Annotated in this window: 24 protein-coding genes; 20 read left to right on the top strand and 4 right to left on the bottom strand. The window is 69.4% G+C overall.

Going from position 1 to position 25286, the window contains the following annotated elements; translation table 11 throughout:
* Positions 1-28 precede the first annotated feature (28 nt).
* Complete coding sequence (locus AC5P1C_RS34235; protein ID WP_493869870.1) at positions 29-631, bottom strand: TetR/AcrR family transcriptional regulator; 603 nt, start codon at positions 629-631, stop codon at positions 29-31.
* Between the two features lie 114 nt (positions 632-745).
* On the opposite strand from AC5P1C_RS34235, the gene AC5P1C_RS34240 reads away from it, so the two are divergent.
* From AC5P1C_RS34240 to AC5P1C_RS34295, 12 genes are all read left to right on the top strand, one after another.
* A complete protein-coding gene (locus AC5P1C_RS34240; RefSeq protein ID WP_493869871.1) occupies positions 746-2209 on the top strand; it encodes a purine-cytosine permease family protein in 1464 nt (487 codons plus the stop codon).
* Positions 2206-3687, top strand: coding sequence for an aldehyde dehydrogenase (locus AC5P1C_RS34245; RefSeq protein WP_493869872.1), 1482 nt, complete (start codon positions 2206-2208; stop codon positions 3685-3687). The genes AC5P1C_RS34240 and AC5P1C_RS34245 overlap by 4 nt, the downstream gene beginning before the upstream one ends.
* Positions 3684-5015, top strand: a complete 1332-nt coding sequence (locus AC5P1C_RS34250) for an ArgE/DapE family deacylase (protein WP_493869873.1) — start codon at positions 3684-3686, stop codon at positions 5013-5015. Before AC5P1C_RS34245 ends, AC5P1C_RS34250 begins: the two co-directional genes overlap by 4 nt.
* Positions 5016-5029: 14 nt before the next feature.
* Positions 5030-6391 (top strand): aminotransferase family protein, encoded by a 1362-nt coding sequence (locus AC5P1C_RS34255; RefSeq protein ID WP_493869874.1) that lies wholly within the window; start codon positions 5030-5032, stop codon positions 6389-6391.
* 191 nt (positions 6392-6582) lie between these two features.
* Positions 6583-8094, top strand: a complete 1512-nt coding sequence (locus AC5P1C_RS34260) for an APC family permease (RefSeq protein WP_493869875.1) — start codon at positions 6583-6585, stop codon at positions 8092-8094.
* Between the two features lie 100 nt (positions 8095-8194).
* Positions 8195-9481 carry a flavin-containing monooxygenase gene (locus AC5P1C_RS34265; protein WP_493869876.1) on the top strand — a complete coding sequence of 429 codons (1287 nt, stop codon included), beginning with the start codon at positions 8195-8197 and terminating at the stop codon, positions 9479-9481.
* 10 nt (positions 9482-9491) lie between these two features.
* Positions 9492-9962: a RidA family protein gene (locus AC5P1C_RS34270; RefSeq protein WP_493869877.1), complete on the top strand. Its 471-nt coding sequence runs from the start codon at positions 9492-9494 to the stop codon at positions 9960-9962.
* The gene (locus tag AC5P1C_RS34275; protein WP_493869878.1) at positions 9959-10633 is read left to right on the top strand and encodes a DUF1028 domain-containing protein; all 675 of its coding nucleotides are present in this window, start codon (positions 9959-9961) and stop codon (positions 10631-10633) included. Before AC5P1C_RS34270 ends, AC5P1C_RS34275 begins: the two co-directional genes overlap by 4 nt.
* Positions 10633-11778 carry a M20 family metallopeptidase gene (locus AC5P1C_RS34280; RefSeq protein WP_493869879.1) on the top strand — a complete coding sequence of 382 codons (1146 nt, stop codon included), beginning with the start codon at positions 10633-10635 and terminating at the stop codon, positions 11776-11778. Before AC5P1C_RS34275 ends, AC5P1C_RS34280 begins: the two co-directional genes overlap by 1 nt.
* Complete coding sequence (locus AC5P1C_RS34285; RefSeq protein WP_493869880.1) at positions 11775-13187, top strand: aspartate ammonia-lyase; 1413 nt, start codon at positions 11775-11777, stop codon at positions 13185-13187. The genes AC5P1C_RS34280 and AC5P1C_RS34285 overlap by 4 nt, the downstream gene beginning before the upstream one ends.
* Positions 13188-13284: 97 nt before the next feature.
* Entirely contained in the window at positions 13285-14700 is a 1416-nt protein-coding gene (locus AC5P1C_RS34290; RefSeq protein ID WP_493869881.1) for an MFS transporter, read from the top strand.
* Positions 14701-14741: 41 nt separating this feature from the next.
* Positions 14742-15671, top strand: a complete 930-nt coding sequence (locus AC5P1C_RS34295) for a LysR family transcriptional regulator (protein ID WP_493869882.1) — start codon at positions 14742-14744, stop codon at positions 15669-15671.
* Positions 15672-15707: 36 nt separating this feature from the next.
* Here the strand turns inward: AC5P1C_RS34295 and AC5P1C_RS34300 are convergent, their stop codons facing one another.
* Positions 15708-16166: a MarR family winged helix-turn-helix transcriptional regulator gene (locus AC5P1C_RS34300; RefSeq protein ID WP_493869883.1), complete on the bottom strand. Its 459-nt coding sequence runs from the start codon at positions 16164-16166 to the stop codon at positions 15708-15710.
* Between the two features lie 63 nt (positions 16167-16229).
* Here AC5P1C_RS34300 and AC5P1C_RS34305 point away from each other — a divergent pair, with 63 nt between their 5' ends.
* On the top strand, positions 16230-16598 hold the full coding sequence (locus AC5P1C_RS34305) for a VOC family protein (protein WP_493869884.1): 369 nt from the start codon (positions 16230-16232) through the stop codon (positions 16596-16598).
* Between the two features lie 122 nt (positions 16599-16720).
* On the opposite strand, the gene AC5P1C_RS34310 is transcribed toward AC5P1C_RS34305, so the two are convergent.
* Complete coding sequence (locus AC5P1C_RS34310) at positions 16721-17893, bottom strand: epoxide hydrolase family protein (RefSeq protein ID WP_493869885.1); 1173 nt, start codon at positions 17891-17893, stop codon at positions 16721-16723.
* Positions 17894-17997: 104 nt separating this feature from the next.
* Here AC5P1C_RS34310 and AC5P1C_RS34315 point away from each other — a divergent pair, with 104 nt between their 5' ends.
* The 3 genes from AC5P1C_RS34315 (at position 17998) to AC5P1C_RS34325 (ending at position 20245) form a co-directional block, all read left to right on the top strand.
* Positions 17998-18573 (top strand): CGNR zinc finger domain-containing protein, encoded by a 576-nt coding sequence (locus AC5P1C_RS34315; RefSeq protein WP_493869886.1) that lies wholly within the window; start codon positions 17998-18000, stop codon positions 18571-18573.
* Between the two features lie 159 nt (positions 18574-18732).
* On the top strand, positions 18733-19839 hold the full coding sequence (locus tag AC5P1C_RS34320; RefSeq protein ID WP_493869887.1) for an LLM class flavin-dependent oxidoreductase: 1107 nt from the start codon (positions 18733-18735) through the stop codon (positions 19837-19839).
* Between the two features lie 193 nt (positions 19840-20032).
* Positions 20033-20245, top strand: coding sequence for a DUF6243 family protein (locus AC5P1C_RS34325; protein ID WP_493869888.1), 213 nt, complete (start codon positions 20033-20035; stop codon positions 20243-20245).
* A 254-nt stretch (positions 20246-20499) separates the two neighbouring features.
* Here the strand turns inward: AC5P1C_RS34325 and AC5P1C_RS34330 are convergent, their stop codons facing one another.
* Complete coding sequence (locus tag AC5P1C_RS34330) at positions 20500-21594, bottom strand: peptidoglycan-binding domain-containing protein (protein ID WP_493869889.1); 1095 nt, start codon at positions 21592-21594, stop codon at positions 20500-20502.
* A 283-nt stretch (positions 21595-21877) separates the two neighbouring features.
* On the opposite strand from AC5P1C_RS34330, the gene AC5P1C_RS34335 reads away from it, so the two are divergent.
* The 4 genes from AC5P1C_RS34335 to AC5P1C_RS34350 all read left to right on the top strand — a co-directional run bounded on the left by AC5P1C_RS34335 (position 21878) and on the right by AC5P1C_RS34350 (position 25182).
* Positions 21878-22210 (top strand): alpha/beta fold hydrolase, encoded by a 333-nt coding sequence (locus AC5P1C_RS34335; RefSeq protein ID WP_493869890.1) that lies wholly within the window; start codon positions 21878-21880, stop codon positions 22208-22210.
* A gap of 188 nt (positions 22211-22398) precedes the next feature.
* A complete protein-coding gene (locus AC5P1C_RS34340) occupies positions 22399-22728 on the top strand; it encodes an L-rhamnose mutarotase (RefSeq protein ID WP_493869891.1) in 330 nt (109 codons plus the stop codon).
* A 61-nt stretch (positions 22729-22789) separates the two neighbouring features.
* Positions 22790-24106 (top strand): MFS transporter, encoded by a 1317-nt coding sequence (locus AC5P1C_RS34345; RefSeq protein ID WP_493869892.1) that lies wholly within the window; start codon positions 22790-22792, stop codon positions 24104-24106.
* Positions 24107-24156: 50 nt separating this feature from the next.
* Positions 24157-25182 (top strand): LacI family DNA-binding transcriptional regulator, encoded by a 1026-nt coding sequence (locus tag AC5P1C_RS34350; protein WP_493869893.1) that lies wholly within the window; start codon positions 24157-24159, stop codon positions 25180-25182.
* The last annotated feature ends 104 nt before the right edge of the window (positions 25183-25286 follow it).

Below are 25286 nucleotides of genomic sequence, written 5' to 3' on the forward strand. Positions count from 1 at the left end.
GCAAGGTGCGCCGAGGCGATCAGACCGCTCACAGTTCCGCACAACCCGTCACCACCCGCGCGTACCCCAGGATCAGTCTGCGTGCCTCGTCCGGCGTCAGTCGCGTGTTGCGGCTGACGATGTGCAGGCCGTACCCGTCCTCCAGCGCCACCAGATTGCGGGCGACGTCGGTGGGTGACTCCGTGAGCGCGAACGCCCCTGCTGTCGCGCCGACTTCGAGCACCGTCGTGTAGAGCGCGGCCTCGCGCGCGAACAGCGATGCCATCAGTGCGGCGTGCCCGACGCTGCGGTCCGCGCGTCGGTGCAGTTCGTACAGCAGGCTGTGCTGCGGGTCGGACGGCCCGGTCGGCAGGCCGCCGCCGATCAGTGCGCGCAGCCGCTCGACGGGGTCGGCGACGCCGTCCGTGTGGTCCTGGCGGGCGGCGAGGTAGCGCTCGACGGCGCCCCGGTGCACCTCCAGGACCAGCTCGCCCATCTCCGGGTAGTAGTACAGGACCGAGCCCGCCGACATCCCCGCCTCGGCCGCGATGTCTTTGAGGCGCAGCCCTTCGAGCCCTCGTTCCGCGATCGCGCGTCCCGCGGCGTCGACGAGGGCTTCGCGGCGTGCCGTCTGGTTCTTCGGTCTCCCCATGGCATCGATTCTCTGCTACTCGATTCAAATAATGCAAGTTTCTGAACTCAAGCCATTGACGGCCACTGAACCCATTGTTTGAATCCACCGTCAAAGAACGACGGAGGTGGCCAGATGCCCCGCAAGAGCACGGAGCCACACCTGGAACCGCGCCTGGAACCGCACCTTGAGCCAGTCCTTGAACGCCGCACCATCGACGCAGTCCCCGCATCGGAACGACACGGCCGCACCCGCGACCTCTTCACCATCTGGTTCTCCGCGAACCTGGGACCGCTCACGGTGGTCACCGGCGCGCTTGCTCCAACGGCCTTCGGGCTCTCCTTCTGGTGGAGTCTGGCTGCCCTGCTCGTGGGACATCTCGGGGGCGGCTTCCTCATGGCGCTGCACTCGGCGCAGGGCCCGCAGCTCGGGGTGCCGCAGATGATCCAGAGCCGCGGGCAGTTCGGGTCGGTGGGCGCGCTCGCCGTCGTTCTGGTCGTCATCGTCATGTACCAGGGCTTCTTCGCCTCCAATCTGGTGGTCGGCGCCCAGTCGCTGAATGAAGTGGCTCCCGCTGTCGGGCGCGACGAAGGAGTCGTCCTCGGTGCGCTCGTCAGCCTGGTCGTGGCCGTCGTCGGCTACCGGCTCATGCACCGCATCGGCGCGCTCACCAGCTGGGTCTTCGGCGCCGTGCAACTCGCCGGTGCCGCCTGGCTGCTCTTCGGCGGTCTGCCCGATGGTTTCCTCGACCGCGGCGGTTTCAGCCTCGCCGGGTTCCTGGGCATGGTGTCGGTCGGTGCGCTCTGGCAGATCGCGTACGCCCCTTACGTCTCGGACTACTCGCGCTACATGCCCGCCGACAAGGCCGGGATCCGCTCCACCCTCTGGTGTACGTACGCGGGCTGCGTACTCGGCAGCCTGATCCCGATGGTCGTCGGCGCAGCCATCGGTCTGGCCGGCGGGGAGGACCCGATCGCGGCGCAGAGCGACCTGCTCGGCTCTCCGCTCGGCCAGATCACCCTGTGGAGCTTCGCGCTGGTCACGATGCTCACCAACTCCATGAACCTGTACGGCGCGGTGCTGTGCGCGGTCACCGCCGTGCAGACCTTCGCGCACCGGTGGCTGCCGCGCGCCACGGGCCGGGCCGTCATAGGCGGCGCACTCACCGCGCTGTCGGTGGTGCTCGCCCTCGCGCTCGCCGACTCCTTCATGGCCAGCTATCTGAACCTGATCTACGTACTCCAGTACGTCCTGATCCCGTGGACCGCGATCAACCTCGTCGACTTCTACCTGGTCCGCCACGGCCAGTACGACGTGGCGTCGTTCTTCGCCAAGGACGGAGGTATCTACGGCCGTTGGAACGTGACCGCGCTGGCCGTCTACGCCCTCGGCATCCTCGCCGAGATCCCGTTCATGGCCCAGTCCCTCTACACCGGGCCGCTCGCCCACGCCCTCGGCGACACCGACCTCGGCTGGATCGCCGGACTGGTCGTCACCGTCCCGGCGTACCTGCTCGCGGTCCGCCTGACCGCCCGTCAATCCACAGCAGAGGCACCTGAGACCTCTCCCGCCCCGACCTCCGGAGTACCCGCCCCATGACCGAGACGGACACCTGCGCCACCTGGCGGCAGCACGCCGCCGCCCTCGACTTCCGCACCCGCGCCTTCATCGACGGCCGCTGGACCGACGCGTCGGACGGCGCCACCTTCGCCACCGTCAACCCCGCCACCGGTAAGGCGACCGCACAGGTCATCGATGGCGGCGCGCCGGAGATCGACGCCGCGGTACGCGCCGCCCGCCGCGCCTTCGACGACGGCCGCTGGTCACGCGCGGACCCCTCCGCGCGCAAACGCGTCCTGCTGCGCCTGGCCGAGCTCATCGAGGCGAACGCCCGTGAACTCGCGCTGCTCGACACGCTCGACATGGGCAAGCCGATCACCGAGTCGTACGGCAGCGACGTGCCCGGCGCCGCCGGCTGCTTCGCCTGGTACGCGGAGGCCGCGGACAAGCTGTACGACGAGGTAGCACCGACCCCGCCCGGCAACCTCGCGGTCGTCCGCCGCGCCCCGCTGGGCGTCGTGGGCGCCGTCGTCCCGTGGAACTTCCCCCTCGACCTGGCCACCTGGAAGCTCGCGCCCGCCCTGGCCGCCGGCAACAGCGTCGTACTCAAGCCCGCCGAGCAGTCCCCGCTGTCCGCGCTGCGCCTGGCGGAGCTGGCGGCCGAGGCGGGCCTGCCCGACGGCGTACTGAACGTCGTTCCGGGGCCGGGCGAGACGGCGGGGCGGGCGCTCGGGCTGCACGGCGACGTCGACACGCTCGTCTTCACCGGCTCGACGGCCGTCGGGAAGCGATTCCTGTCCTACGCGGCCGAGTCGAACATGAAGCAGGTGTGGCTCGAAGCGGGCGGCAAGAGCCCCAACCTGGTCTTCGCGGACGCCGACCTCGACACCGCCGCCGAACGCGCCGCCTGGGGCTTCCTCTACAACGCGGGCCAGGTCTGCTCCGCCAACACCCGTCTGCTCGTGGATGCTTCGATCGCCGACGAGTTCACCGCCAGGGTGGTCGAGCACGCGGCCGCCTACGTCCCCGGTGACCCGCTCGACCCGGCCACACGTCTGGGCCCGCTCGTCGACGAGCAGCAAGTCACCCGTATCGTCGCCGCCCTCGCCGACTCCGGCGGGCGCCTGGCGTGCGGCGGTACGCGGCCTGCCCGGGAGGGCGCGTACCTGGATCCGACCGTCGTCACCGGTCTCGGGCCCGACGCACCGGTGGCCCGTGAGGAGCTCTTCGGACCCGTACTGGCCGTGCTCCCCTTCACCGACGAGACGCACGCGGTCCGTATCGCCAACGACTCGCCGTACGGCCTTGCCGCCTCGGTCTGGACGGGCGACCTCTCCCGCGCGCACCGCGTCGCCGACGCATTGCGGGCCGGAACGGTCTCGGTCAACACAGTGGACGCGCTCAGCACCGCGACGCCGTTCGGAGGCTTCAAGCAGTCGGGCTACGGGCGCGACCTGTCCCTGCACTCCTTCGACAAGTACACCGGCCTGAAGACGACTTGGATCGCCTACGCATGACCACCACCGCGAACGTCCTGGCCGAGATCGACCGGCGGACCGACGACCTCATCCGGCTCACCACCGACCTCGTGGCCTTCGACACGACCGTGCGCGGCGACGCCGCCGAACCCGCGCGCGACGAGGCCGACCTCCAAGAACACCTGGCCGACCGCCTGCGCGCCGCCGGTGCCACCGTCGACGTCTTCACGCCCAAGCCCGGCGACCTGCCCCGATCCCCGCAGACGCCGCCCGGCCTGGGCTTCGACGGCCGCCCACAGCTCGTCGCCCGCTTCCCGGGCACGGGCGGCGGCCGCTCACTCCTCGTCAACGGCCACATCGACGTCGTATCCGCCGAACCCGAGCGGGAATGGGCGAGCGACCCCTTCCGTGCCGAGGTGCGCGACGGACGGTTGTACGGGCGCGGCACCTGCGACATGAAGGGCGGCATCGCGGCGGCCGTCGTCGCCGCGGAGGCGCTCGCCGCGCTCGGCATCGAGCTGCCCGGCGACCTCCTGATCAACACGGCGACCGACGAGGAGTGGAACGGAGCGGGCACCCTCGCGTGCGTCGGCCACGGCGTACGCGCCGACGCGGCGATCGTCCCCGAGCCGACCGACCTCGACGTGGTCATCGCCCAGCGCGGCATCCTCGGCGGCACGGTCACGGTCGCGGGCCGCCCTGGGCATGCGGAGTATCCGCCGGGTGACTGGCGTACCGGCGGCGCGGTCAATGCCATCGAGAAGACGATGCCGGTGCTCGCCGCCCTCCAGCGGCTGCGCGAACGCTGGGCAGCGGACCCCTCACACGTCCATCCGCTGCTGCCTCCGCCGTCGATCGTGCCGACCACCATCAAGGGAGGGGAGTGGTGGGTGACGTATCCGGCGGCATGCGAAGTGGCCCTCGACGTCACCTACTTGCCGGTGCAGGCGGACGGCGGCGGCTGGGCGAGCCGGGTACGCCGCGACATCGAGCGTGCCGTACGCGACGCGTGCGCCAATGACGGCTGGCTGACGGCCAACCCGCCCCACTTCGCGTGGGAGACCGAACTCCCGCCCGCGGAAGTGCCGCCCACGCACCGGCTGGTGCGGGCCTTGACCGCGTCCGCCACCGCACTGGGCCGTACACCCCGGCTGCTGGGCGAGCCGTCCTGGACGGACGCGGCGACGCTGACGCGCCTAGGCGGCACGCCGGCCGCCTGCATCGGCCCGACGGCCACCCGCCCCGACGGCTCCCCAACCCTCCACACCATCGACGAATACATCGAGATCAGCGACCTGGTGGCCACGGCCAAGGCGCTGGCGCTTGCCGCCATCGACATGACGGCACCTCCAACCGACGCCCCCTGAAAGGACGTACGACCATGAACACCCCGCTCACGCACGCACAACTCGCCGCTACCGACCGGGCGCACATCATCCACCCCTACCTTCCCGGCACCGCGGAGGAGCGCGTCATCATGACCGGCGGCTCCGGCTGCCGGCTCACCGACGCCGAGGGCCGCTCGTACCTCGACGCGACGGGCGGGCTGTGGCTGGCGCAGATCGGACACGGCCGCGAGGAGATCGCCCAGGTCGCCTACGACCAGATGAAGCAGCTGGAGTACTTCACCAGCTTCTGGGAGTTCTCCAACGACCGCGCCATCGCGCTGGCGGCCCGCCTGGCCTCCCTCGCCCCTCAGGAGCTGAACCACGTCTACTTCACATCGGGCGGCTCCGAGGGCAACGAAGCGGCCATCAAGATGGCCCGCTACTACCACCACCGGCGCGGCGAGTCCTCGCGCACCTGGATCCTGGCGCGCGACAAGGCGTACCACGGCATCGGCTACGGAGGCGGATCGGCCACCGGATTCTCCGTCTACCACGAGGGGTTCGCCCCGATGATGCCGCACGTCTCGCACCTGACGCCGCCGTGGCCCTACCGGACGGACCTGTACGAGGGCCAGGACCCCACCGACTTCCTCATCCAGGAACTGGAGGAGCGCATCGCGCGGATCGGCCCCGGCAACATCGCGGCGATGATCGGCGAGCCCATCATGGGCGTCGGCGGCATGCTGGTCCCGCCCGCCGACTACTGGCCGCGGGTCCGCGAAGTCCTCGACAGGCACGGCATCCTGCTGATCTTCGACGAGGTCGTGACGGCGTACGGCCGGGTGGGCCAGTGGTTCGCCGCCCAGCACTTCGGCGTGACACCCGACATCATCACCACGGCGAAGGGCATCACGTCCGGCTACATCCCGTTGGGCGCGCTCCTGGTCGCCGACCACGTCGCCGAGGCGCTGCTCCTGGACCACGGCTTCCCGATGGGCTACACGTACAACGGCCATCCGGTCGCCGCCGCGGTGGCCCTGGCCAACCTGGACATCATCGAGCGGGAGGGGCTGCTGGGGCGGGCGGTGACGATGGGTGACTTCCTGCACCGTGAACTCGACGCCGCACTGGGCGACTTGCCGATCGTCGGCGAGATCCGCTCGGTCGGGATGATGCTCGCGGTGGAGCTGGTCACGGACCGTACGTCGCGTACTGCGCTGCCGTTGGACCCCGCACGGATGCCACACGACGTGATACGCCGCGAGACGGGTGTGATCGTCCGGGACTCGGCGCACAGCCTGGTCCTGTCGCCGCCGCTGATCATGACGGAGGGCGAGGCGAAGGAAGCGGCGACGGCGCTGCGCTCGGTCCTGGAACGCACGCTCCCGACCGGTGAGATCCGCTCCGCGGGCTGACATGGCGCGGGGGGTGAGGCAGCTGCGCGGGGGCTTCCCCTGCCCCCGTGCAGCGGGCCCGTGGGCATATCAGCGGGACGTCCCCATCCCGTGCGATGGCCCGCACGCCCCCACCTCCCACCTCCCACCTGACGCACCATCACCCCCACGCGTACGTACGTCCCTGCCCACCCCAGCCCCAAGGACCGACCGTGCCCGACAAGCCGTCCCCCGCAGAGCCCGAGCTCCGAACCCCTCACCTCCGCCGCAGTCTCCGCCGTTTCGACATCACGGCCATGGGCGTCGCCGCCGTCATCTCCTTCGACACCATCGGACAGATCGCAACCGGAGGTGGTGAGGCAGTCACCTGGACCGGCACGATCGCCCTCTTCTTCCTCATCCCGTACGCGCTGTTGTTCGCCGAGACCGGCGCCGCCTTTCCGCAGGAGGGCGGCCCGTACGTCTGGGTGAAGCGGGCCTTCGGCCGCCTGCCGGCCGCACTCACCACGCTCTTCTACTGGGTCACCAACCCCATCTGGCTCGGCGGCTCCCTCGTCTTCATCGCCGCCGAGACCTGGGACGGCTTCGTCCTGCCACTCGGGCGGGGCACACCCGCCGACTACACCTTCAAGCTCGTCTTCATCTGGATCGCGATCCTGACGGCCGTCGTCTCCCTGCGCCGCGGCAAGTGGATCACCACAGCCGGTGCGGCAGTGAAGGTCCTCGCGCTCACGGTCTTCACCGGCACAGCCCTCGCGTACGGCATGGCGCACGGCTTCCGTGGCCTCGACTCCGCCTCCTTCCCGCCGACCACCGCTGGCTTCCTCACCCTGGTCCCGGTCCTGCTCTTCGCGTACGTCGGCTTCGAGGCGCCCAACGCGGCGGGCGAGGAGATGCACGACCCGCAACGCGACGTGCCGAGCGCGCTCGGCCGCTCGGCCGCGATCGCCACCGCCTGTTACCTCCTGCCGGTCTTCGCGATCCTGGCCGTCGTACCGGCAGGCGAGGTCACCGGCATCGGCGGCTTCATGGAGGGCGCCCGGATGGTCTTCGACATCTACGGTCCTGCGAGCGGCGCAGCCCTCACCACCGTCGCCGTGATGTTCGTCTTCGCGCTGCTCACGCAGGGCAGCGCGTGGATGATCGTCAGCGACCGGATGCAGGCGATGGCCGCGGCGGACGGCGGGTTCTTCAGCCGCTCCCTGGGCGCCTTCCACCCGCGCCTCGGCACCCCGGTCCGGACGAACATGCTCTCCGGGGTCATCGCGACGCTCTTCATGCTGGCCGCGATGCGGCTGGCCGCGGGGGACGCGGCGGCGGTCTTCGGTGTGGTCCTCACCGTCGCCGTGACCACTCTGCTGCTGTCCTATCTGGCGATCGTGCCGGCGCTGGTGGTGCTGCGGGTGCGCCATGCGCAGGTGCCACGTCCCTACCGAGTGCCGTTCGGGACACCGGGGTTCATGGTCTGTGCGGGGCTCGTGTACGCCTGGATCCTGGTCGGCTCGTGGGCGGCGCTCTTCCCGGGGACGCTGGAGGCGGCCCTCGCCATCCCCTACGACTTCCAGGAGGTCTGGGGGGTCTCTCAACTGTCGTTCGAGGTCTTCACCTTGGGCACGGTCGGCGCCCTCCTGCTGATCGGCACGGTGGGTCACGCGCTGGCGTCCCGCACCCGACACGCCACTGAGGCGGCTGCTGAATCTGAAAAACAGATCGCCTGCAACTAAAACATCTGTTGGACAGTACTTCAGACGCGCTCCAGGATTCTCATGCGGCGGCCCGGTCGACACGACACCGGGATGGACCGCCGCATGAGTGGAGGCTGAAGTGCCGAGTGAAGAGACTGAAGTTGTCGTCGTGGGGGCGGGTCAGGCAGGCGTGGCCATGAGTGAGCACTTGGGCGCCCATGGTGTACCGCACGTCGTTCTGGAGCGCCACCGGATAGCCGAGCGATGGCGCTCGGAGCGGTGGGACTCCCTGGTCGCCAACGGGCCCGCGTGGCACGACCGGTTCCCGGGACTGGAGTTCCCCGGGGTCGAGGCCGATGCCTTCGTCTCGAAGGAGCAGGTCGCGGACTACTTCGTGGCGTATGCCGAGAAGATCGGTGCTCCGGTCCGGTGCGGTGTCGAGGTGACCTCCGTACGCAAGCACGTCGGTCGGCCGGGCTTCCGCGTCGAGACGTCGGAAGGTTCCATCGACGCGCGCTTCGTCGTCGCGGCGACCGGACCGTTCCAACGGCCCGTGATACCGCCCATCGTCCCGGACGGCGCCGTCCCCGTGCAGATCCACTCCAGTGGGTATCGCAACCCGGGGCAGCTGCCCGAGGGCGCGGTCCTCGTGGTCGGGGCCGGTTCCTCCGGGGTCCAGATCGCCGACGAGCTGCGCCGGTCCGGTCGCCGGGTCCTTCTCTCCGTCGGCCCGCACGACCGCCCGCCCCGCCAGTACCGCGAACGTGACTTCTGCTGGTGGCTCGGTGTGCTCGGGCGCTGGGACGCGGAAACGCCTCCCCAGGGCGCCGAACATGTCACCATCGCGGTCAGCGGCGCCCGCGGCGGCCACACCGTGGACTTCCGTGCCCTGGCCGCCGACGGAATCGAGCTCGTCGGCATGACCGGGTCCTACGACGACGGTGTACTGCGCTTCGCACCGGATCTCGCCACGAACATCGAGCTGGGCGACGCCAAGTACCTCGAACTCCTCCACGCGGCCGACGAGTTCGTCGAACGCGAAGGGCTCGATCTCCCCGAGGAGCCGCGGGCCCACGTCCTGGGCCCGGACCCGCAGTGCGTGACCGACCCCCGTCTCGAGCTCGACCTGGCCGCAGCCGGCGTCACCTCGATCGTCTGGGCGACGGGCTTCGCCGCCGACTACAGCTGGCTCGAGGCCGACACGTTCGACGAGAAGGGCAGGCCGAAGCAGCGGCGAGGCGTGTCCTGCGAACCCGGCGTGTACTTCCTGGGCCTTCCCTGGCTCTCCCGTCGCGGGTCGAGCTTCATCTGGGGTGTCTGGCACGACGCCCGGTACATCGCCGACCACATCACCACCCGGCGGGGCTACCTCGCCCATGGCACCGCCGAGCGGCCCGGCGCAGCGCAGTCGGCACAGGGAAACTGAGGAGCAGTTGATGACATCCACGCACGAGGGCCGAGGGCATACGGCCCCGATCGTCGCCGGCGGGCACACCCGGATCCGGCCGTTCAACACCCGCGACACCTATCCCGAGCAGAATCTCTCCAACGACCTCTGTCAGGCCGTCGTGGCCGGTGACACCGTCTACGTCCGCGGCCAGATCGGCCAGGACCTCGACACCAGCGAGTCGGTCGGGGTCGGGGACCCCGAGGCCCAGGCTGAGCAGGCGATGGCCAACATCAAGCTGCTGCTCGAAGAAGCGGGCAGCCGCATGGAGCATCTGGTCAAACTGACGATCTATCTGATCGACCCGCGCTACCGGGAGGCCGTGTACCGCACGGTGGGCCGCTGGACCAAGGGCGTGCACCCCATCTCCACCGGCCTGGTGGTGTCGGCGCTGGCCCGCCCGGAGTGGCTGTGCGAGATCGACGCGGTCGCGGTGATCCCCAAGGAGGAGCAGGCATGACGTTCTCCCTGGTAGTACGCGATGGTGAGCGGTTCGGTATCGCGGTCAGCTCGTCGAGCCCCGCGGTCGCGGCCCGCGTCGTCCATCTCAAGCCCGGCGTCGGCGCGGCGGCCTCACAGAACGTCACCGACCCCTCCCTTGGTGCGAGTTTGCTGGCCGGACTGGCGGAACACGGTGATGCGCAGCGCGCATTGACCGACGTCACGAGTGCGGCGCGGAACGCGAAGACCATCGGCCACCGGCAGCTGACAGTGCTGGGCCGCTCCGGCCCCGGCTTCGCCTACAGCGGTGCGGGGACGCTGGGCACGTACGCGTCGGCCACCGCGGACGGCGCCGTCGCGGCGGGCAACATGCTGTCCGGCGAGCACATACCGCAGGTACTTCTCGACACTTACGCGCAGACCACCGGCGACATGGAAGAGCGTCTGATCGCCGCCCTGCTGGCCGCCGTGGCGGCGGGCGGCGAGGCGGGGCCGGTGCGCTCCGCGGGCCTGGCTGTCGTCGCGGACGTGGACTGGCGGGTGACCGACCTGCGGGTGGACTGGGCCGATGACCCTGTCGACCGGCTCGCGGAGCTGCTCGGCGTCTGGCTGCCGCAGCGCGACGACTATGTGCGCCGCGGACTCGACCCCGCGGCCGCACCCTCGTACGGCGTCCCCGGGGACCTGTGATGGGCAGCCTGCACGAGGCCGCACGCAGTGAGATCGACCGGCATGCCGACGCGCTGATCGCTCTCTCCGAGCGCCTGCACGCCGATCCGGAGACGGCCTGGGAGGAGCACCGCGCCGCCGCCTCTGTGCCGGAACTCCTGGACGGCGCCGGCTTCGAGGTCACCTCGTCCTACCTGGAGCTGGAAACGGCGTTCTCGGCACGGTTCGGCAGCGGCCCCACCCGGATCGCGCTGTGCGCCGAGTACGACGCGCTGCCCGGTCTCGGTCACGCCTGCGGGCACAACCTCATCGCGGCGAGTTCCGTCGGCGCCGCGCTGGGCCTGACCGCCGTCGCCGACGACGCCGGCCTCACCGTGGAGGTCTACGGCACACCCGCCGAGGAGGGCGGCGGAGGCAAGATCGAGATGCTCGACCGCGGGGCGTTCAGGGGAGTGGACCTCGCCATGATGGTGCATCCGGCGCCGGTCGACGTCGCCGAGGCCCGCCCGTTCGCGGTCAGCCACTCCAAGATCTCCTACACGGGGAAGTCGGCGCACGCCGCGGCCTACCCGGAAGCCGGGATCAACGCGGCCGACGCCTTCACCGTGGCCCAGGTCGCCATCGGCCTGCTCCGCCAGCAGCTGCCGGCCTCGGCCCGGGTGCACGGCGTGGTGACCCATGCCGGCAGCGCCCCGAACGCCATCCCCGAGCTGGCGACCGGACGTTGGTACGTACGGGCCGAGACGCTCGCCGAGCTGGCCGAGCTCGAGCCACGTGTCATGAGGGCCTTCGAGGCCGGGGCTCTGGCGACCGGATCCACGCTTGAGGTCGAGGCGGAGAGCAAGCCCTACGCGGAGTTCCGCACCGACGAGACGGCACTGGGCAACTACCGCCGCAACGCCGTCGCGTTGGGCCGTACATTCGCGCCTCCCGGTCAGGCCGCCCGGATGAACCGCGCCTCCACCGACATGGGCAACGTCTCCCAGGTGGTTCCGGCCATCCATCCCTACATCGGGATCGGCTCGCTGCCCGCCACCAACCACCAGCACGAGTTCGCCGCGTTCTGCGTGGGCGGACAGGCGCAGCGGGCCCTGCTCGACGGGGCGGTCGCGCTGGCCTGGACCGGTATCGACCGGGCTGTGTCCGGCGGGGGAGCACCAACATGACGGGGCGATCGCCGCTTCGGACCGAGCACGACATGCTGGGTGACGTCGATGTCCCGGTGGGTGCCTACTACGGGGCGCACACCGCCCGCGCAGTGGTCAACTTCCCCCTCACCGGGGAGACGCTCGCCTCCCGCCCCCATCTGATCCGTGCGCTGGTGGCCGTGAAGCACGCAGCAGCCTGTGCGAACACGGAAGTGGGCGCGTTGGACGGCACTCTGGCCACGGCGATCGGCGAGGCCTGCGCCGAGATCCGCGACGGCGCGCTGCACCATCACTTCGTCGTCGACCTCATCCAGGGCGGCGCCGGCACGTCGACCAACATGAACGCCAACGAGGTGATCGCCAACCGCGCCCTGGAACTGCTCGGACGCACCCGCGGGGACTACCTCTCACTGCACCCCCTTGACCACGTCAATCTCGGACAGAGCACCAACGACGTATACCCGACTGCGGTGAAGCTGGCCCTTGACGCGCACATCGGCGAACTGTTGGCCGCGCTCGCCGCTCTGCGTGAGGCATTCGCCGCGAAGGGCGCCGAGTTCGCCGACGTACTGAAGATGGGCCGCACTCAGTTGCAGGACGCTGTGCCCATGACGCTGGGCCAGGAGTTCGGGGCGTTCGCCGCAACCCTTGCCGAGGACGAACTGCGTTTGGCGGAGGCCAGGTTGTTGCTGCACGAACTCAACCTCGGTGGCACGGCGATCGGTACCGGCCTCAACGCCCGTCCGGGCTACCGGGAGCGCGCGGTGGAGCACCTGCGCCGGCTGACGGGACTGGGGACGCTGGTGTCCGCGCCTGACCTGATCGAAGCCACCCAGGACGTAGGGGTGTTCGTGCAGCTGTCCGGCGTGCTCAAACGCGTCGCCGTGAAACTCTCCAAGATCTGCAACGATCTGCGTCTGCTGTCATCGGGGCCGCGGGCCGGATTCGGTGAGATCAGCCTGCCCGCCCGTCAGGCCGGATCGTCCATCATGCCCGGCAAGGTGAATCCGGTGATCCCCGAGGCGGTCAACCAGATCGCTTTCGAGGTCATCGGCAACGACGTGACCGTCACCCTCGCCGCCGAGGGCGGGCAGCTCCAACTCAACGCCTTCGAGCCGATCATCTACCGGTGCCTGAGCGCCGGCCTGGACCACCTCACCGCCGGCATCGGAGTCCTCACCGAGCACTGCGTGCGGGGCATCACCGCCAACCGCCCCCGGCTCGCGGAGATCGTCGCCGGTTCCACCGGTCTCGTCACCGCGCTCAGTCCCAGTATCGGATACGAGATGGCCTGCGCCCTTGCCCTGGAGGCCCACCACACCGGCAGGCCGGCGCTGGACCTCATACGTGAGCGCGACTTGCTCACGGAGGCGGAACTGAACGTGCTCACCAGCCCAGCGTCCCTGACCGGCCTGCCCACGCTCTGACGGCAGACTCCGGCCGCACCCGCACCCGTTCGCACCCGCACCCGCATTCGTACAGCTCCGGCCCCTTTCTTCTCCCTCATCCCCAAGGAGGCGCGCCATGCCCACCCCTAACACCGGCGCCACGACGACCGAGGTCGAGGTGGCCACCGACGTGGTCGCCTTGCGCACCAGTGTCGCCGCGGGCGCCATCGGCGTGTTCGTGCACTGGTTCGACTGGGCGGCCTACGCCTATCTCGCCGGCACCGTGGCGACCGTGTTCTTCCCGGCTGAGGACAGCACCACCGGACTGCTCGCCGTGTTCGGGGTGTTCGCCGTGTCGTTCGGTATCCGGCCCATCGGTGCCATGGTCCTCGGACCGCTCGGCGACAGAATCGGCCGCAAGCGGACGTTGTCACTGGTCATCTTCATGATGTCCGGTGCGACCCTGGGAATCGGCCTGCTCCCCGGCTACGAGACGATCGGCATCGCTGCCCCGGTACTCCTGCTGGTGCTGCGCCTGATACAAGGTTTCGCCGCGGGCGGCGAGTTCGGCAGCGCGGCCAGTTTCCTGGCCGAGAGTGCCCCCAGGCGCCGTCGCGGATTCGGGGTCAGCTGGCTGGAGGTCGGCTCGCTGCTGGGCTTCCTCGCCGGCTCGTTCGTGTTCCTGCTGCTGTCGGCGGGGCTCGACGACGATCAGCTGACCTCCTGGGGCTGGCGCATCCCCTTCCTCATCGCCGCGCCGCTGGGCATCATCGGCTTCATCATCCGCAACAAGATCGAAGACACCCCCGAGTACCGGTCACTGGAAGCCAACGACGCCGTCCCGCGCAGCCCCGTCCGGGAATTGCTCCGCTCGGAGAAGCGTCAGCTCCTCCAGGCGGCGGGTCTGATGACCGCCATGCACGTGCCCTTCTACACCGTGCTGACGTACCTGGTCACCTACCAGACCGACCATTTGGGGCAGTCGGCCGACAGCGCCGCCCTGCTGACCACCGTGATCTCGCTGCTGGGGCTCGTGCTCGTCCCGGTGTTCGGCCACCTGTCCGACCGCGTCGGTCGCAAGCCGGTCTTCGTCGGGGCGACAGCGGCCCTCCTGGCCGCCTCCACCCCCGCCTTCCTCCTCATGCGCACCGGGCTCGCCGGGACCTGGATCGCGGGTCTGCTGCTCGGCGTGGTGCTGGCGGCGATCCTCGGTACCTACGCGGTGTGGTCGGCGGAGATCTTCCCCACCCGCACTCGCCAGAGCGGCCTGTCCATCGCGTACAACATCACCGCCGCCCTCTTCGCAGGCACGGTGCCCTACGTGATGACCGTGCTCATCTCGGCGACCGGCAGCACGCTGCTGCCCGGCTTCTACCTGATGGTGTTCGCCGCCGTCGGGCTCGTCGCAGCCCTGTCCCTCCGGGAAACCGTGGGCTCCACCTTGCTGCGCCCCGAGGACGTGCCCGAGGACGTGCCCGAGCAGGTGTCCGGGGAGGTGCCCGGCGAGGTGTCCGCCCCGTCCCACGAGCCCACGCTGGACACGGCGACATAAGGTCGAGGCCGGATACGGATGGCAAGGCGCAGGGATCACACATGACGTCACCGGTGGGCTTCACCCTCGTTCAGCTCCGCTACTTCCTCGTCGCGGCGGAGCGCGGTTCCATGACGGCGGCGTCGGCCGAGCTGAACATCGCGCAGTCCGCGGTGTCCACCGCCATCCACAACCTTGAACACGACCTGCGGGTGCAACTGTTCATCCGCCGAAGGGGCCGTGGGCTGATCCTGACACCGGCGGGGGAGAGGCTCCAGCACCAGGCCCGCGAGCTCCTTGCCCGTGCGCGTGAGGTCGAAGGGGAAGCGCGCGGCAGCGGGGAGATCCTGTCGGGACCGGTGACCGTAGGATGCTTCGTCACCCTGGCGCCGTTCTACCTCCCCGCCCTGTTCAGCGAATCCACCAGCCGTTACCCGGCCATCGAGATCGACGTGGTGGAGGCGGAGGCCGAGCAACTGCTGCAGGCGCTGCACGCGGGACGCATCGACTTCGCCCTCACCTACGACCTCGGGCTGTCCGCGGATCCGGGCATGCACGGGGAGACGATCGCCCGCTTCCCGGCCTACGCCATCGTCCATGCCGGACACCCGTTGGCAGGCCGCGGCACGGTAGAGCTGGCCGAACTGACTGCCGAGCCCCTGGTCCTGCTCGACCTGCCCTACACGCGCGACTACTTCCGCGCGCTCGTGGCGGACAGCGGTACGGCACCCGACGTGCGGTACCGCACGCAGAGCTATGAGACCGTCCGCTCCATGGTGGCCAACGGCCTTGGCTACTCGGTGCTCAATCAGCGTCCGGCCACCGGGCAGACCTACGGCGGCGGCGAGGTCGTGGAGCTGGAACTCAGTGACGGACGGACGCCATTGGAACTGAAACTGGCAACGGTGCAGGGAGTGACACAGACCCCCCGTGCCCGAGCCGTCATGGAACTGCTGCGAGAGATCGCCACCAGCCGCAGTGCGACGACCTGAAGCAGGGGCGCGGCGAGACGTGCACCGAGGAACGAACTAGGCACCGTCGTCGGCATCGCGCAGGGAATGAATCATGCTCCGCAGAATCCGGAACGCGCCTGCCTGTTCGGTCTCGGACATGCCTGCCAGCATTCTGACCTCGACGGACCTGACCGCGACACTCGCCTTCTCCAGGCTCCGTCGGCCGCGAGGCGTGAGCTGCGCGGGAAGAACCTTGCCGACCGGCGCCTCCGCGGGCCTGGTCACGTAGCCGTCTCGTTCCAGGGCCTGGAGCAGTACGTTCATCGACTGCCGCGTCACGAACGCGCCACGCGCGAGCTCGGAATTCGACAAGCCCGGCCGTTGGGCCAGCAACTCGAGGCAGGAGTAGTGCGTCACGGTCATCCCGAGTGGCCGCAGCACCTCCTCCATGGCCGCGCGCAGGGCGCTCGAAGCCTCCTTCAGCAGGTAGCCCAGTGATTTGTCCAGGTCGACGCCGTCACCCTTTTGACTCATGTCAGAAGTCTGACATACATTGATCTGTGTCAGGAATCTGACATGAAGAGAAGGAGCATCATCATGCCCGTCACCGGCCCCGACTTCATCTCGCTCCAGGCGCGCGACCTCGACGCTTCGCAGGCGTTCTACGAGCAGTACCTCGGCCTCGTCCGCTCGCAGGCCGGACCTCCGCACGCCGTCGTCTTCGAGACGAAGCCGATCGCGTTCGCACTCCGCGACGTCCTTCCCGGCACCGATCTGGCATCCGTTGCTCAGCCCGGCATCGGTGCCGCGATCTGGCTCCACGCCACAGACGTCCAGGCCATCCACGATGCTCTCGTCGCCGACGGGCACACCATCGTCTCCGCACCGATCGACGGCCCCTTCGGCCGGACATTCACCTTCGCCGACCCCGACGGCTACCAAGTCACGCTCCACGACCGCGCCTGATACGCCCCTCGGACACCAACCTCCGGAGTTCTCGGCAGCCTGGGCACGACGCACGACGCACGACGCACGGCGCTTGTCGCCGGGCGTTTCAGGCGAGTCGAGGCGACGGCCTACCGTCGCGCTCAGCGATGAGCGGCCAGCACTGCCGCGAGTCCCGCTTGCAGATCCTTGACGAAGTACTCGGGAACCTCCAACGACGGGAAATGTCCCCCCTTCTCGGGCGAGTTCCATCGGACGATCTGGCGGTACCGCTCCTGTGCCCAGGGGCGCGGACACTTCTCGACGTCGCGGGGATACATGGTGAGTGCTGAGGGGACGTCGACCCGAAGTTCGGGGTCGAGCGAGTTGTGGCTTTCGTAGTAGATGCGGGCCGCCGATGCGCCCGTCCGCGTCAGCCAGTACAGGGTGACGTCGTCGAGAATGCGGTCTCGGGAGATCGTCTCGAACGGGCTGTCCTCGGTGTCTGACCACTCGGCGAACTTGTCGAGGATCCAGGCGAGAAGCCCGATCGGTGAGTCGACGAGCGAGTAGCCGATGGTCTGCGGGCGGGTCGCCTGCTGCTTCGCGTAGGCCGCGCGGTGGCTCCAGAAATCGCGGGTTTCCTCGGTCCACTTGCGCTCGACCGCCGTCAGCCCGTCCGTTGTCATCCCGGGTGGCGCCTCCGCGAACGTGGTGTGGATGCCGAGGACATGCTCAGGGAACCTGCCGCCGAGGACCGTGGTGATGTTGCCTCCCCAGTCGCCGCCGTGCGCTGCGAACGTGCCGTAGCCGAGCCTTCCCATCAGTTCCACCCATGCGGCCGCGATCTTCTCGGTTCCCCACCCGGTGGTGGCCGGCCTGTCGCTGTAGCCGAAGCCGGGTAGCGACGGGACCACGACGTGGAACGCCGGCGCGCCCGCATCTTTCGGGTCTGCCAGTTCGCCCACGACATCGATGAACCGCGCGATGCTGTCCGGCCAGCCGTGGGTCAAGAGCAGAGGCGTGGCATCTGCGCGCGCGGAGCGGCGGTGCAGGAAGTGGATTCCCAGGTCATCAATGGTCGTGCGGAACTGGCCGAGCTGGTTGAGGCGCTCTTCGAACGACCGCCAGTTGTACCCGGTGCGCCAGTAGTTCACGACCTCGACGAGGTCGGCGAGCGGCACGCCCTGCTCCCATCGGCGGGGGCCGGGCGCGGCGCGATGGACCGTCTCGGCCTCCGGCAGTCGCGCCGCGGCCAGTCGCGCGCGCAGATCGTCGAGGTCAGCGTCGGACGCGTGGGTTTCAAATGCTTGCACGTCGCTGGTGGGACGGGGCATGAGGACCTCCTGGCCGTCGCGGAACCGGCTACGATCTGTCGCGAACCGGCTAAGACGGTTCTAGCAGTCCTTCAAGTCGCGCTGCAACCGGCTAAGGTGGTTCCATGCGTGCCGGCTTCCCTGACTTCCGCCTCGGTACCGTGCTGGCGACCAGCTTCACGGGGACGCTGTCGGAGCGTCATGGCGACACCGTGGAGCGCATTCCCGTTCCGCACCGCCTCGTCGACTGGCTGGCGGTGAACGGCCTCGCCGTGGACTCCTGCACCACCGCCCAGCTCGACCACGCCCGGGAACTGAGGGAGTCGATTCACGCCGCGGCGACAGCGGCCGCGACCCAGGAGGCTCTCCCCGCGTCTGCTGTCCAAGTCATCAATGACTGCAGCGCTCAGGGCCGGGCCGCAGCGATCCTGACGCCCGAGGGCGAGCGGCGATGGCGGCTCAGTTCGGCTTCCCGCGTGGAAGATGCCCTCAGTGTGATCGCCGCCGACGCGATCAGCATCATCGCGGGCGAACGAGACGGGAAGCTGGCCCTGTGCGCATCACCGACGTGCCAAGCCGCCTTCTTCGACTTCAGTCAAAGCCGCACCCGCAAATGGTGTGACATGAACACCTGCGGGAATCGCCAGAAGAAGGCGCGCTTCAACGCCAATCAGCGCAAGAATTCCAGATCGGCGGAGTGATCGTCACCTCGCTACGGCCGGGTGGGCCGCACGCCTGGGCAGGCACGGCCACCCGCCTGGTGGCGCTGTGTAATCTCGCGACTCCGCAACGCAACGACCCCACGCCGGAACCTGCCATGCTGAGCAGGTTCGATTCGATCCTCACACCTTGGAGGTTTGATGCGTGCAGGCGTCGTTGTCGCCGCGCAGCCCGGTGTGGAGGAACTCGCCCTAAGGGCCGAGGAGTTGGGCTTGCACAGCTTCTGGGTCAACGACACCCCCATGGCCCACGGTGACCCTTTCGTCGCCCTGAGCCTGTGTGCGAAGGCCACAAGCCGCATCAGACTCGGCATCGGCGTGACCTCACCGGCGCTGCGCTCGGCCCCGGCCGCCGCGAGCGGGCTCGCCAGCCTCAACGCCCTGGCACCGGGCCGGATCATCTGCGGAGTCGGCACCGGAAACACCGCCCGGCGCACCTTGGGCATGCGGCCGACCACGGCGGCCAGCCTGGAGGACTTCACCGGCGCACTGCAGGACCTGTGCGCCGGACGTTCGACGGAGTACCGCGAAGGGAGTCGGGTCCGCGACATCCGTTTCCTGCACGCCGGGGCGCATGTGAACACCGCCGACCCGATCGAGTTCGTCGTGGCCGCGCTGCTCGGGCCGAAGGCCGCCGCTGTTGCCGGCCGCCGCGGTACCGGCCTCATCTCCTTCGGCCTGCTGGACCCCACCGCCTGGCACGCGCTGCGCGACAACCGCCGCCATGCCGCTCGGGATGCACCCCGGGATCCCGACTCCCACACGGAGCCCGGGGCGGACTCCTACGACTCCTGCAACTCCTACAACTCCTACGTGGTCACCTCACTCCACCTGCTCGACGAGGACGAGGACCCCCACGGCGACGCGGCCCGCGACGCGACGGGCCACCTCGTCCTGTCGCTGCTGGCCTTCGCCGCCGACACAGCCGCCGACACACCTGCCTTCGCCGAGCAACTAGGTCCCGAGGAACGCGAAGCGGTGCGGCTCCTGCTCGACCGGCGCGGCACTACCGCCACCGCGCCGGACCGGCACACCAAGCTCTATCCCAACTACCTCGGACGCATCACACCGCAGGACCGGGACCTGGTCCTGCCCTCGTTGATGAACGCCTTAGCCCTGGTCGGCATCCGCGACGACCTCCTCGCCCGCATCGCCACCCTGGAACAGGCGGGCGTCGACGAACTCCTCATCCAGCCGGTGATCGACCCACCCACCGAGATGGCCCTGCTCGCGAAACTCCTCATGTGAGCCGACCATCGGCGCGTGCCGGAAATCTTGGTGTGCGGGGCCGGTGGGACCGGGTACCGTATGGGTCATGTTCTTCCAGACGCTGATTTACGAGTGAGAGCGTGATGGGCCCCTGCTGACGTCTTTCGACGTCGCCGCGCCCGTCCCCCACCGATGAATCCGTAGATCACTTCACTTCATTCCGGGAGAACCCGTGAGCAAGAACATCAACAACCCCGTGGGTATGGGCGGCGGCCAGCGCAAGAAGCTGTCCCGCGCCGAACGGCAGAACAACGGCCCGCACCGCAACCTCGACCGCCAGAGTGCCGCCGACAAGAAGGCGGAGCTGGTGCGGAAGATGCGCGAGAAGACTGGGGCAGCCGAGAACGCCGGGCAGACGGGCGACGACACCGCCGCACAGAGCTGACACACCGCCGCCGCAGGGCGGCACCACACAGGGCAGGGCCCGGACCGCGAAGCGCGGTGCGGGCCCTGCTGCCGTAGCGGGGGCCGCTGTCGTATTCCGCCTGTGTCAGCGGTGAGAAGAGAAACGAGGGCATCTACGAGCCACAGCCCCGCGGCGGGCCGTGCGGTTCTGCCTGCGCGGACAGACAGCCACGGCTCCTTCCCGCCGCGGGCGCAGCGGGAAGGAGCCGTGGCCGGTTGCCGGGACCGTTCGTGTCAGCGGGCGCCGAGCAGGGTGCGCCAGGTGTTGGGGCCGATGATGCCGTCGACCTGCAACCGATGGTTCTTCTGGAAGGCGACGGTCGCCGACTTCGTCTTCGAGCCGAACCTGCCGTCGACCGTGAGACCGTAGCCGTAGACCTTCAGCTGGGTCTGGGCCGCCTTGACCGCCTGGCCGGACGAGCCGGACTTGACCGTCGTGACCAGCGTGGACCAGGTGTTGGGGCCGATGACACCGTCAGCTGCCAGGGACCGGGACTTCTGGAAGCGGATCACCGCGGAGCGGGTCTTCGCGCCGAAGATGCCGTCGGCGTCGACCGTGTAGCCCCGTGCGGTCAGCAGCTGCTGGGCGGAGCGCACGTCCGCACCCTTGGAACCGCTCTGCAGGACCGGCCAGGAGACGCTGGGGGAGGGGAGCTCGCCGCCGCCACCGCCCCCACTGAGCTTGACAGGGCGGAAGGGGTCGTAGTTGTCGCTGCCGATCCCGTACTTGAGCTGCCGGTGGGTCGTGCCGTAGGTGCCGCGCTGCTCGTAGGCCCAGTAGGCGCTGTGCGACGTGTTGGCCCACTTCTCGAAGATCACGACGTGGCGGAAATCGCCGTCCGCGGTGCTGTAGTCGATCAGCAGGTCTCCCTTCGTGAGCTGACTCGTGCTGCTGAGTCGCTTGGTGACGCCGTTTCGGGCATCCGCCAGACCGACGGTGTTCAGGCCGGGCTTGCCCAGCCCGAGCGCCATGGAGACGTAGCCGGAGCAGTCCTGGCGGTAACCGTCCTTCCAGTTGCGCTCCATGCTGTAGGGGACGGGGCGTCCGTTGTCGGCCGTGAGCCAGGTACGGGCCCGGTTGATCATCGTGTCGCGCGAGAGCGCGGCCGTGGCCATGGTCGAGGTATCGCCGGGCTGTGTGACGCGCTTGCTGTCGGCCTCGGGCTCGGGCCCGTAGCCCCTGTCCTTCTGAGCGGCGGCCGTCGACGGCGCTGAAGGGGCGCTGTCCGCGAGCGATGGTACGACGGCGATGGCTGCCGCGACACCTCCGGCGGTGACGCCTATGAGAGTGACTTGCGCGCGGCGCGTGAGCCGACTGCGAATCGACATGATTCCCCCGAGTTTCTGTGTGGTGGCACGCCGGCCCGGGTGGGCCGAGCGGGCCGGGCAGAGCGTGGCGTGCTGGTCGCGCATCGGGGGCCGGTTGCGGCTCCCTGACGGGTCATCACGATGGCAAGGATTGCCGGCCGGGCCCAGCGTCGTAGGGAAGCCGCATCAGTTCATGACGTGACCTCGACAATGTCCCGGATGTGCGACCATTCCCGTCACGGCCGATCGGCGTCGAAGTGCCCGGAGAAGGCGGAGGGCGCCAACTCCTGGGTATACAAGGGGAATGGCAACCTTCGTACTCATCCACGGCGGCGGCGACAGCGGCTGGTCCTGGCATCTGCTCGAGGCCGAGCTGCGCGCGCTGGGGCATGAGACCGTCGCCCCGGACCTCCCGTCGGACCGGCCTTCCGCGGGGCTCGGAGACTATGCCGATGCCGTGGTCGAGGCCGTCGGCGAGCGGCGGAACCTCGTGGTCCGCGTCGACCACGGTGCCGTGGCGGGCGTCGCGACAGCTTCCCTCAACCGCAGTGTGCCGGGGCCGACTTCGCCGGACATCACCCGGCCGCTGGAGGCACCCGGGTCGACGGCCACGAATACCTCGGCGCCGGGCACATGATTGAAACGTATCAAAACTGAGAGTAACGGTAGTCACCCTGTCTGCGAGCGTCAATGAAACGAGATGGTTGCGGCCCGGAGCGATCTGCGGTTGAGCCCTTGTATTTCGCCATGCGTCATGGCAGCGTCTCCGCATCGCAGAGTTGAAACGCTTCATTGACACGGAAGTCATCGCCCGGAGAGGTGGCCGTGAACGACGACGAGCGCGTGTGCTTCCTGATGCACCTGCGTCCCGAGCTGGTCGACGAGTACCTGGAGGCCCACCGCACGGTGTGGCCCGAGATGCTCGAGGCCCTGCGCCGGCATGGATGGCGCGACTACTCACTCTTTGTCCGCGAGCAGGACGGTCTGGTCGTCGGCGTCGTGACGTGTGCCGACTTCGAGGCCTCAATCGCCGGCATGGACGCCGAACCGGTCAACGCCCGCTGGCAGGCATCCATGTCCCGCTACTTCACCGCCGACGACCGCCCGCCCGACCAGGGCATGGAGCGTCTGTCCGCGTACTTTCACCTGGCCTGAGCGAAACCGCCGGTCACGTCTGCCCGCATTTCCGCCCGACCACTGCTGAGAGGCAGCGACGATGCGCATCGGGAGCAAGAACACCAGCGGTTGGAAGGCGACCATCTCGGTCGCCATGTCCAACTACATCGAGGCAGGGTCGATCATCGCGATCGCCACCAGCCTCACCCTGTGGCAAGAACGCTTCGGCGTCGACGACTTCGCGGTCGGCCTGCTCGCCGCGATCAGCGCCAACGCGTTCGGCGCCGCAGTCGGCGCCGCGATCGGCGGCCCGCTGTGCGACCGCTACGGCCGCAAGTTCATCTACACGTACGACCTGCTCCTGTATATGCTCGGCGTACTGCTCGCGGCGTTCGCGGTGAGCTACGGGATGCTGCTCGTCGCCTTCGTGATCACCGGCATAGCCGTCGGAGCGGGAGTCCCCGCCTCCTGGACCTACATCGCCGAGGAAGCACCGCCCGAGCGGCGCGCCAAACACGTCGGAACGGCCCAACTGGCCTGGTCGATGGGCCCGGTGATCGGGTTCCTGCTCGCGGTCGTGCTCACCGGGCCGCTCGGCCTGCTCGGCAGCCGTCTGATCTTCCTGCACCTGTTCGTCGTCGCCTTCGCCGTCTGGTACATCCGCCAGGGCCTGAGCGAGTCGGCCAAGTGGACCTCCAGCCGGGACAGCGCGGACGCAGGCCGCACCCGCGGCCTGCGGGAACTGTTCTCCAACCGGCTCAACGTCAAGGCCCTGCTGTTCCTCTTCGGCATCTACGGCTTCTGGGGCGTGGTCGCGGGACAGATGGGGATCTTCATGCCCCGGGTGTACGAGACCGCGGGCGTGGAGAGCACCGCCGGGCAGAACCTGCTCCAGGTACTGATGTGGTCCTTCACCGTGCTGGCCACCTACTTCGGCTTCATGCAGCTCGGCGACCGGATCAGCCGCCGCCTGCTCTACACGGTGGGCGCCGTGCTCGGCATCGTCGCCTGGGTGCTGCTGGTGTTCGTCAGTGCCTCGCTGCCGGTCCTGATGCTGTTCGCGGTCTGCTGGGGCGTCTCGGCGGGCATCGGCTCCCAGGCCTTCTACGCGGTGTGGACCAGCGAACTGTTCGCCACCCCGTACCGGGCCAGCGCCCAGGGTCTGCTGTTCTTCGCCGCCCGCGTGTCGATCGGCCTGCTCAGCTACTACTTCCCGACCATGCTGGCCGACCAGGGCGTCCCCGCCGTCGGCCTTGTCATGATCGGCCTGCTGGTCCTCTCCCTGGTCATCGGTGCACTCTGGGCACCCAACACCCAGGGCCGCAGCCTGGAGGACATCGAGGTGGAGCGCTACGGAGAGGTGCTCTCCGAGCGCGCGACGGACGACACCCGCGAGACCGCTCCGGCCCACGCCTGACGTTGTTGCCTTCCCGGTAAGGTGGCCGGTCGGAGCGACCGGAGGGGACGATGAGCAACATCAAGGATGTCGCGCGGCTCGCGGGTGTGTCCCTGGGCACGGTCAGCAACGTCCTCAACCATCCCGACCGGGTCAGCCAGGAACTGCGCGAACGAGTCGAGCACGCGATCGACGAACTCGGGTTCGTCCGCAACGAGCCTGCCCGTCAGCTGCGTGCGGGGCAGAGCCGCACCATCGCGGTGGTGGTCCTGGACATCGCCAACCCCTTCTTCGCCGACCTGATCGCCGGCGCCGAGGACGTGGCCGCCGAGCAGGGCGCGCAGGTGATCGTCTGCAACAGCGACGGTGACCCGGCGCGGGAGGCCGCCCATCTGCAGTACCTCGGCCAGCAGCGGGTCCTGGGAATCCTGCTCTCACCCATCCAGGAGGCGGTCGCCGCGCAGCTGCTGGCCGCCCGGCGCAACAGCCCGCCCGTGGTGTTCGTAGACCGGGTCCCGGCAGGACCGGGGTTCGCCTCCGTGTCCGTCGACGACGTCCACGGAGGCGCGCTGGTCGGCGAGCTGTTCACGGCCGCCGGGCACGAGCGCGTCACGTACATCGGCGGACCGCACACCCTGCGCCAGGTGTCCGACCGCCTGCACGGCCTGCGGTCGACCTTCCGCGGCGGGGAGATCGACGTCGTCGCCGCCCCGGAGCTGACCATCCGTGCGGGGGCGGCGGCGCTGGGCGAGCTCCTGGCCCGCCCGGCAGACCGCCGCCCGCAGGCCCTGTTCTGCGCCAACGACTTGCTGGCGATCGGCGCGGTGAACGCCGCGACCCGGCTGGGGGTGGCCGTCCCCGACGACCTGACGATCGTCGGCTATGACGACATCGACTTCGCCGAGACCGCAGGCGTCGCCCTGACCACGGTGCGTCAACCCGCCCGCGCGATCGGCAGGCGGGCCGCCGAACTCCTCCTGCGCGAGGTCACCGACGGCGCTGCGCCGACCAGCCTGGTGTTCAAGCCCGAGCTGGTGATCCGCTCATCGAGCCTGCCGGTGACGGCCGTCGTCGCCGGGACCACAGCCGCACCGTAGCGCCGGAGCACGGCAGGGCCCCCAGGCGCCCCCCACCGCCCCTTGGCGCCTTACGGCCCCTCTGGCACCACAGTCCCCCGAGGCGATGACCGGCGGCCTCCGGC

It is taken from the genome of Streptomyces sp. A18, assembly GCF_059026065.1.

Excerpts from the sequence above, each read along its gene's own strand:
- AC5P1C_RS34280 (WP_493869879.1), top strand. The coding sequence starts at position 10,633 with ATGGGCAGCCTGCACGAGGCCGCACGCAGTGAGATCGACCGGCATGCC.
- AC5P1C_RS34235 (WP_493869870.1), bottom strand. The coding sequence starts at position 631 with ATGGGGAGACCGAAGAACCAGACGGCACGCCGCGAAGCCCTCGTCGAC.
- AC5P1C_RS34240 (WP_493869871.1), top strand. The coding sequence starts at position 746 with ATGCCCCGCAAGAGCACGGAGCCACACCTGGAACCGCGCCTGGAACCG.
- AC5P1C_RS34245 (WP_493869872.1), top strand. The coding sequence starts at position 2,206 with ATGACCGAGACGGACACCTGCGCCACCTGGCGGCAGCACGCCGCCGCC.
- AC5P1C_RS34320 (WP_493869887.1), top strand. The coding sequence starts at position 18,733 with ATGCGTGCAGGCGTCGTTGTCGCCGCGCAGCCCGGTGTGGAGGAACTC.
- AC5P1C_RS34275 (WP_493869878.1), top strand. The coding sequence starts at position 9,959 with ATGACGTTCTCCCTGGTAGTACGCGATGGTGAGCGGTTCGGTATCGCG.
- AC5P1C_RS34350 (WP_493869893.1), top strand. The coding sequence starts at position 24,157 with ATGAGCAACATCAAGGATGTCGCGCGGCTCGCGGGTGTGTCCCTGGGC.
- AC5P1C_RS34305 (WP_493869884.1), top strand. The coding sequence starts at position 16,230 with ATGCCCGTCACCGGCCCCGACTTCATCTCGCTCCAGGCGCGCGACCTC.
- AC5P1C_RS34335 (WP_493869890.1), top strand. The coding sequence starts at position 21,878 with ATGGCAACCTTCGTACTCATCCACGGCGGCGGCGACAGCGGCTGGTCC.
- AC5P1C_RS34290 (WP_493869881.1), top strand. The coding sequence starts at position 13,285 with ATGCCCACCCCTAACACCGGCGCCACGACGACCGAGGTCGAGGTGGCC.
- AC5P1C_RS34330 (WP_493869889.1), bottom strand. The coding sequence starts at position 21,594 with ATGTCGATTCGCAGTCGGCTCACGCGCCGCGCGCAAGTCACTCTCATA.
- AC5P1C_RS34250 (WP_493869873.1), top strand. The coding sequence starts at position 3,684 with ATGACCACCACCGCGAACGTCCTGGCCGAGATCGACCGGCGGACCGAC.
- AC5P1C_RS34345 (WP_493869892.1), top strand. The coding sequence starts at position 22,790 with ATGCGCATCGGGAGCAAGAACACCAGCGGTTGGAAGGCGACCATCTCG.
- AC5P1C_RS34255 (WP_493869874.1), top strand. The coding sequence starts at position 5,030 with ATGAACACCCCGCTCACGCACGCACAACTCGCCGCTACCGACCGGGCG.
- AC5P1C_RS34300 (WP_493869883.1), bottom strand. The coding sequence starts at position 16,166 with ATGAGTCAAAAGGGTGACGGCGTCGACCTGGACAAATCACTGGGCTAC.
- AC5P1C_RS34295 (WP_493869882.1), top strand. The coding sequence starts at position 14,742 with ATGACGTCACCGGTGGGCTTCACCCTCGTTCAGCTCCGCTACTTCCTC.
- AC5P1C_RS34285 (WP_493869880.1), top strand. The coding sequence starts at position 11,775 with ATGACGGGGCGATCGCCGCTTCGGACCGAGCACGACATGCTGGGTGAC.
- AC5P1C_RS34315 (WP_493869886.1), top strand. The coding sequence starts at position 17,998 with ATGCGTGCCGGCTTCCCTGACTTCCGCCTCGGTACCGTGCTGGCGACC.
- AC5P1C_RS34270 (WP_493869877.1), top strand. The coding sequence starts at position 9,492 with ATGACATCCACGCACGAGGGCCGAGGGCATACGGCCCCGATCGTCGCC.
- AC5P1C_RS34310 (WP_493869885.1), bottom strand. The coding sequence starts at position 17,893 with ATGCCCCGTCCCACCAGCGACGTGCAAGCATTTGAAACCCACGCGTCC.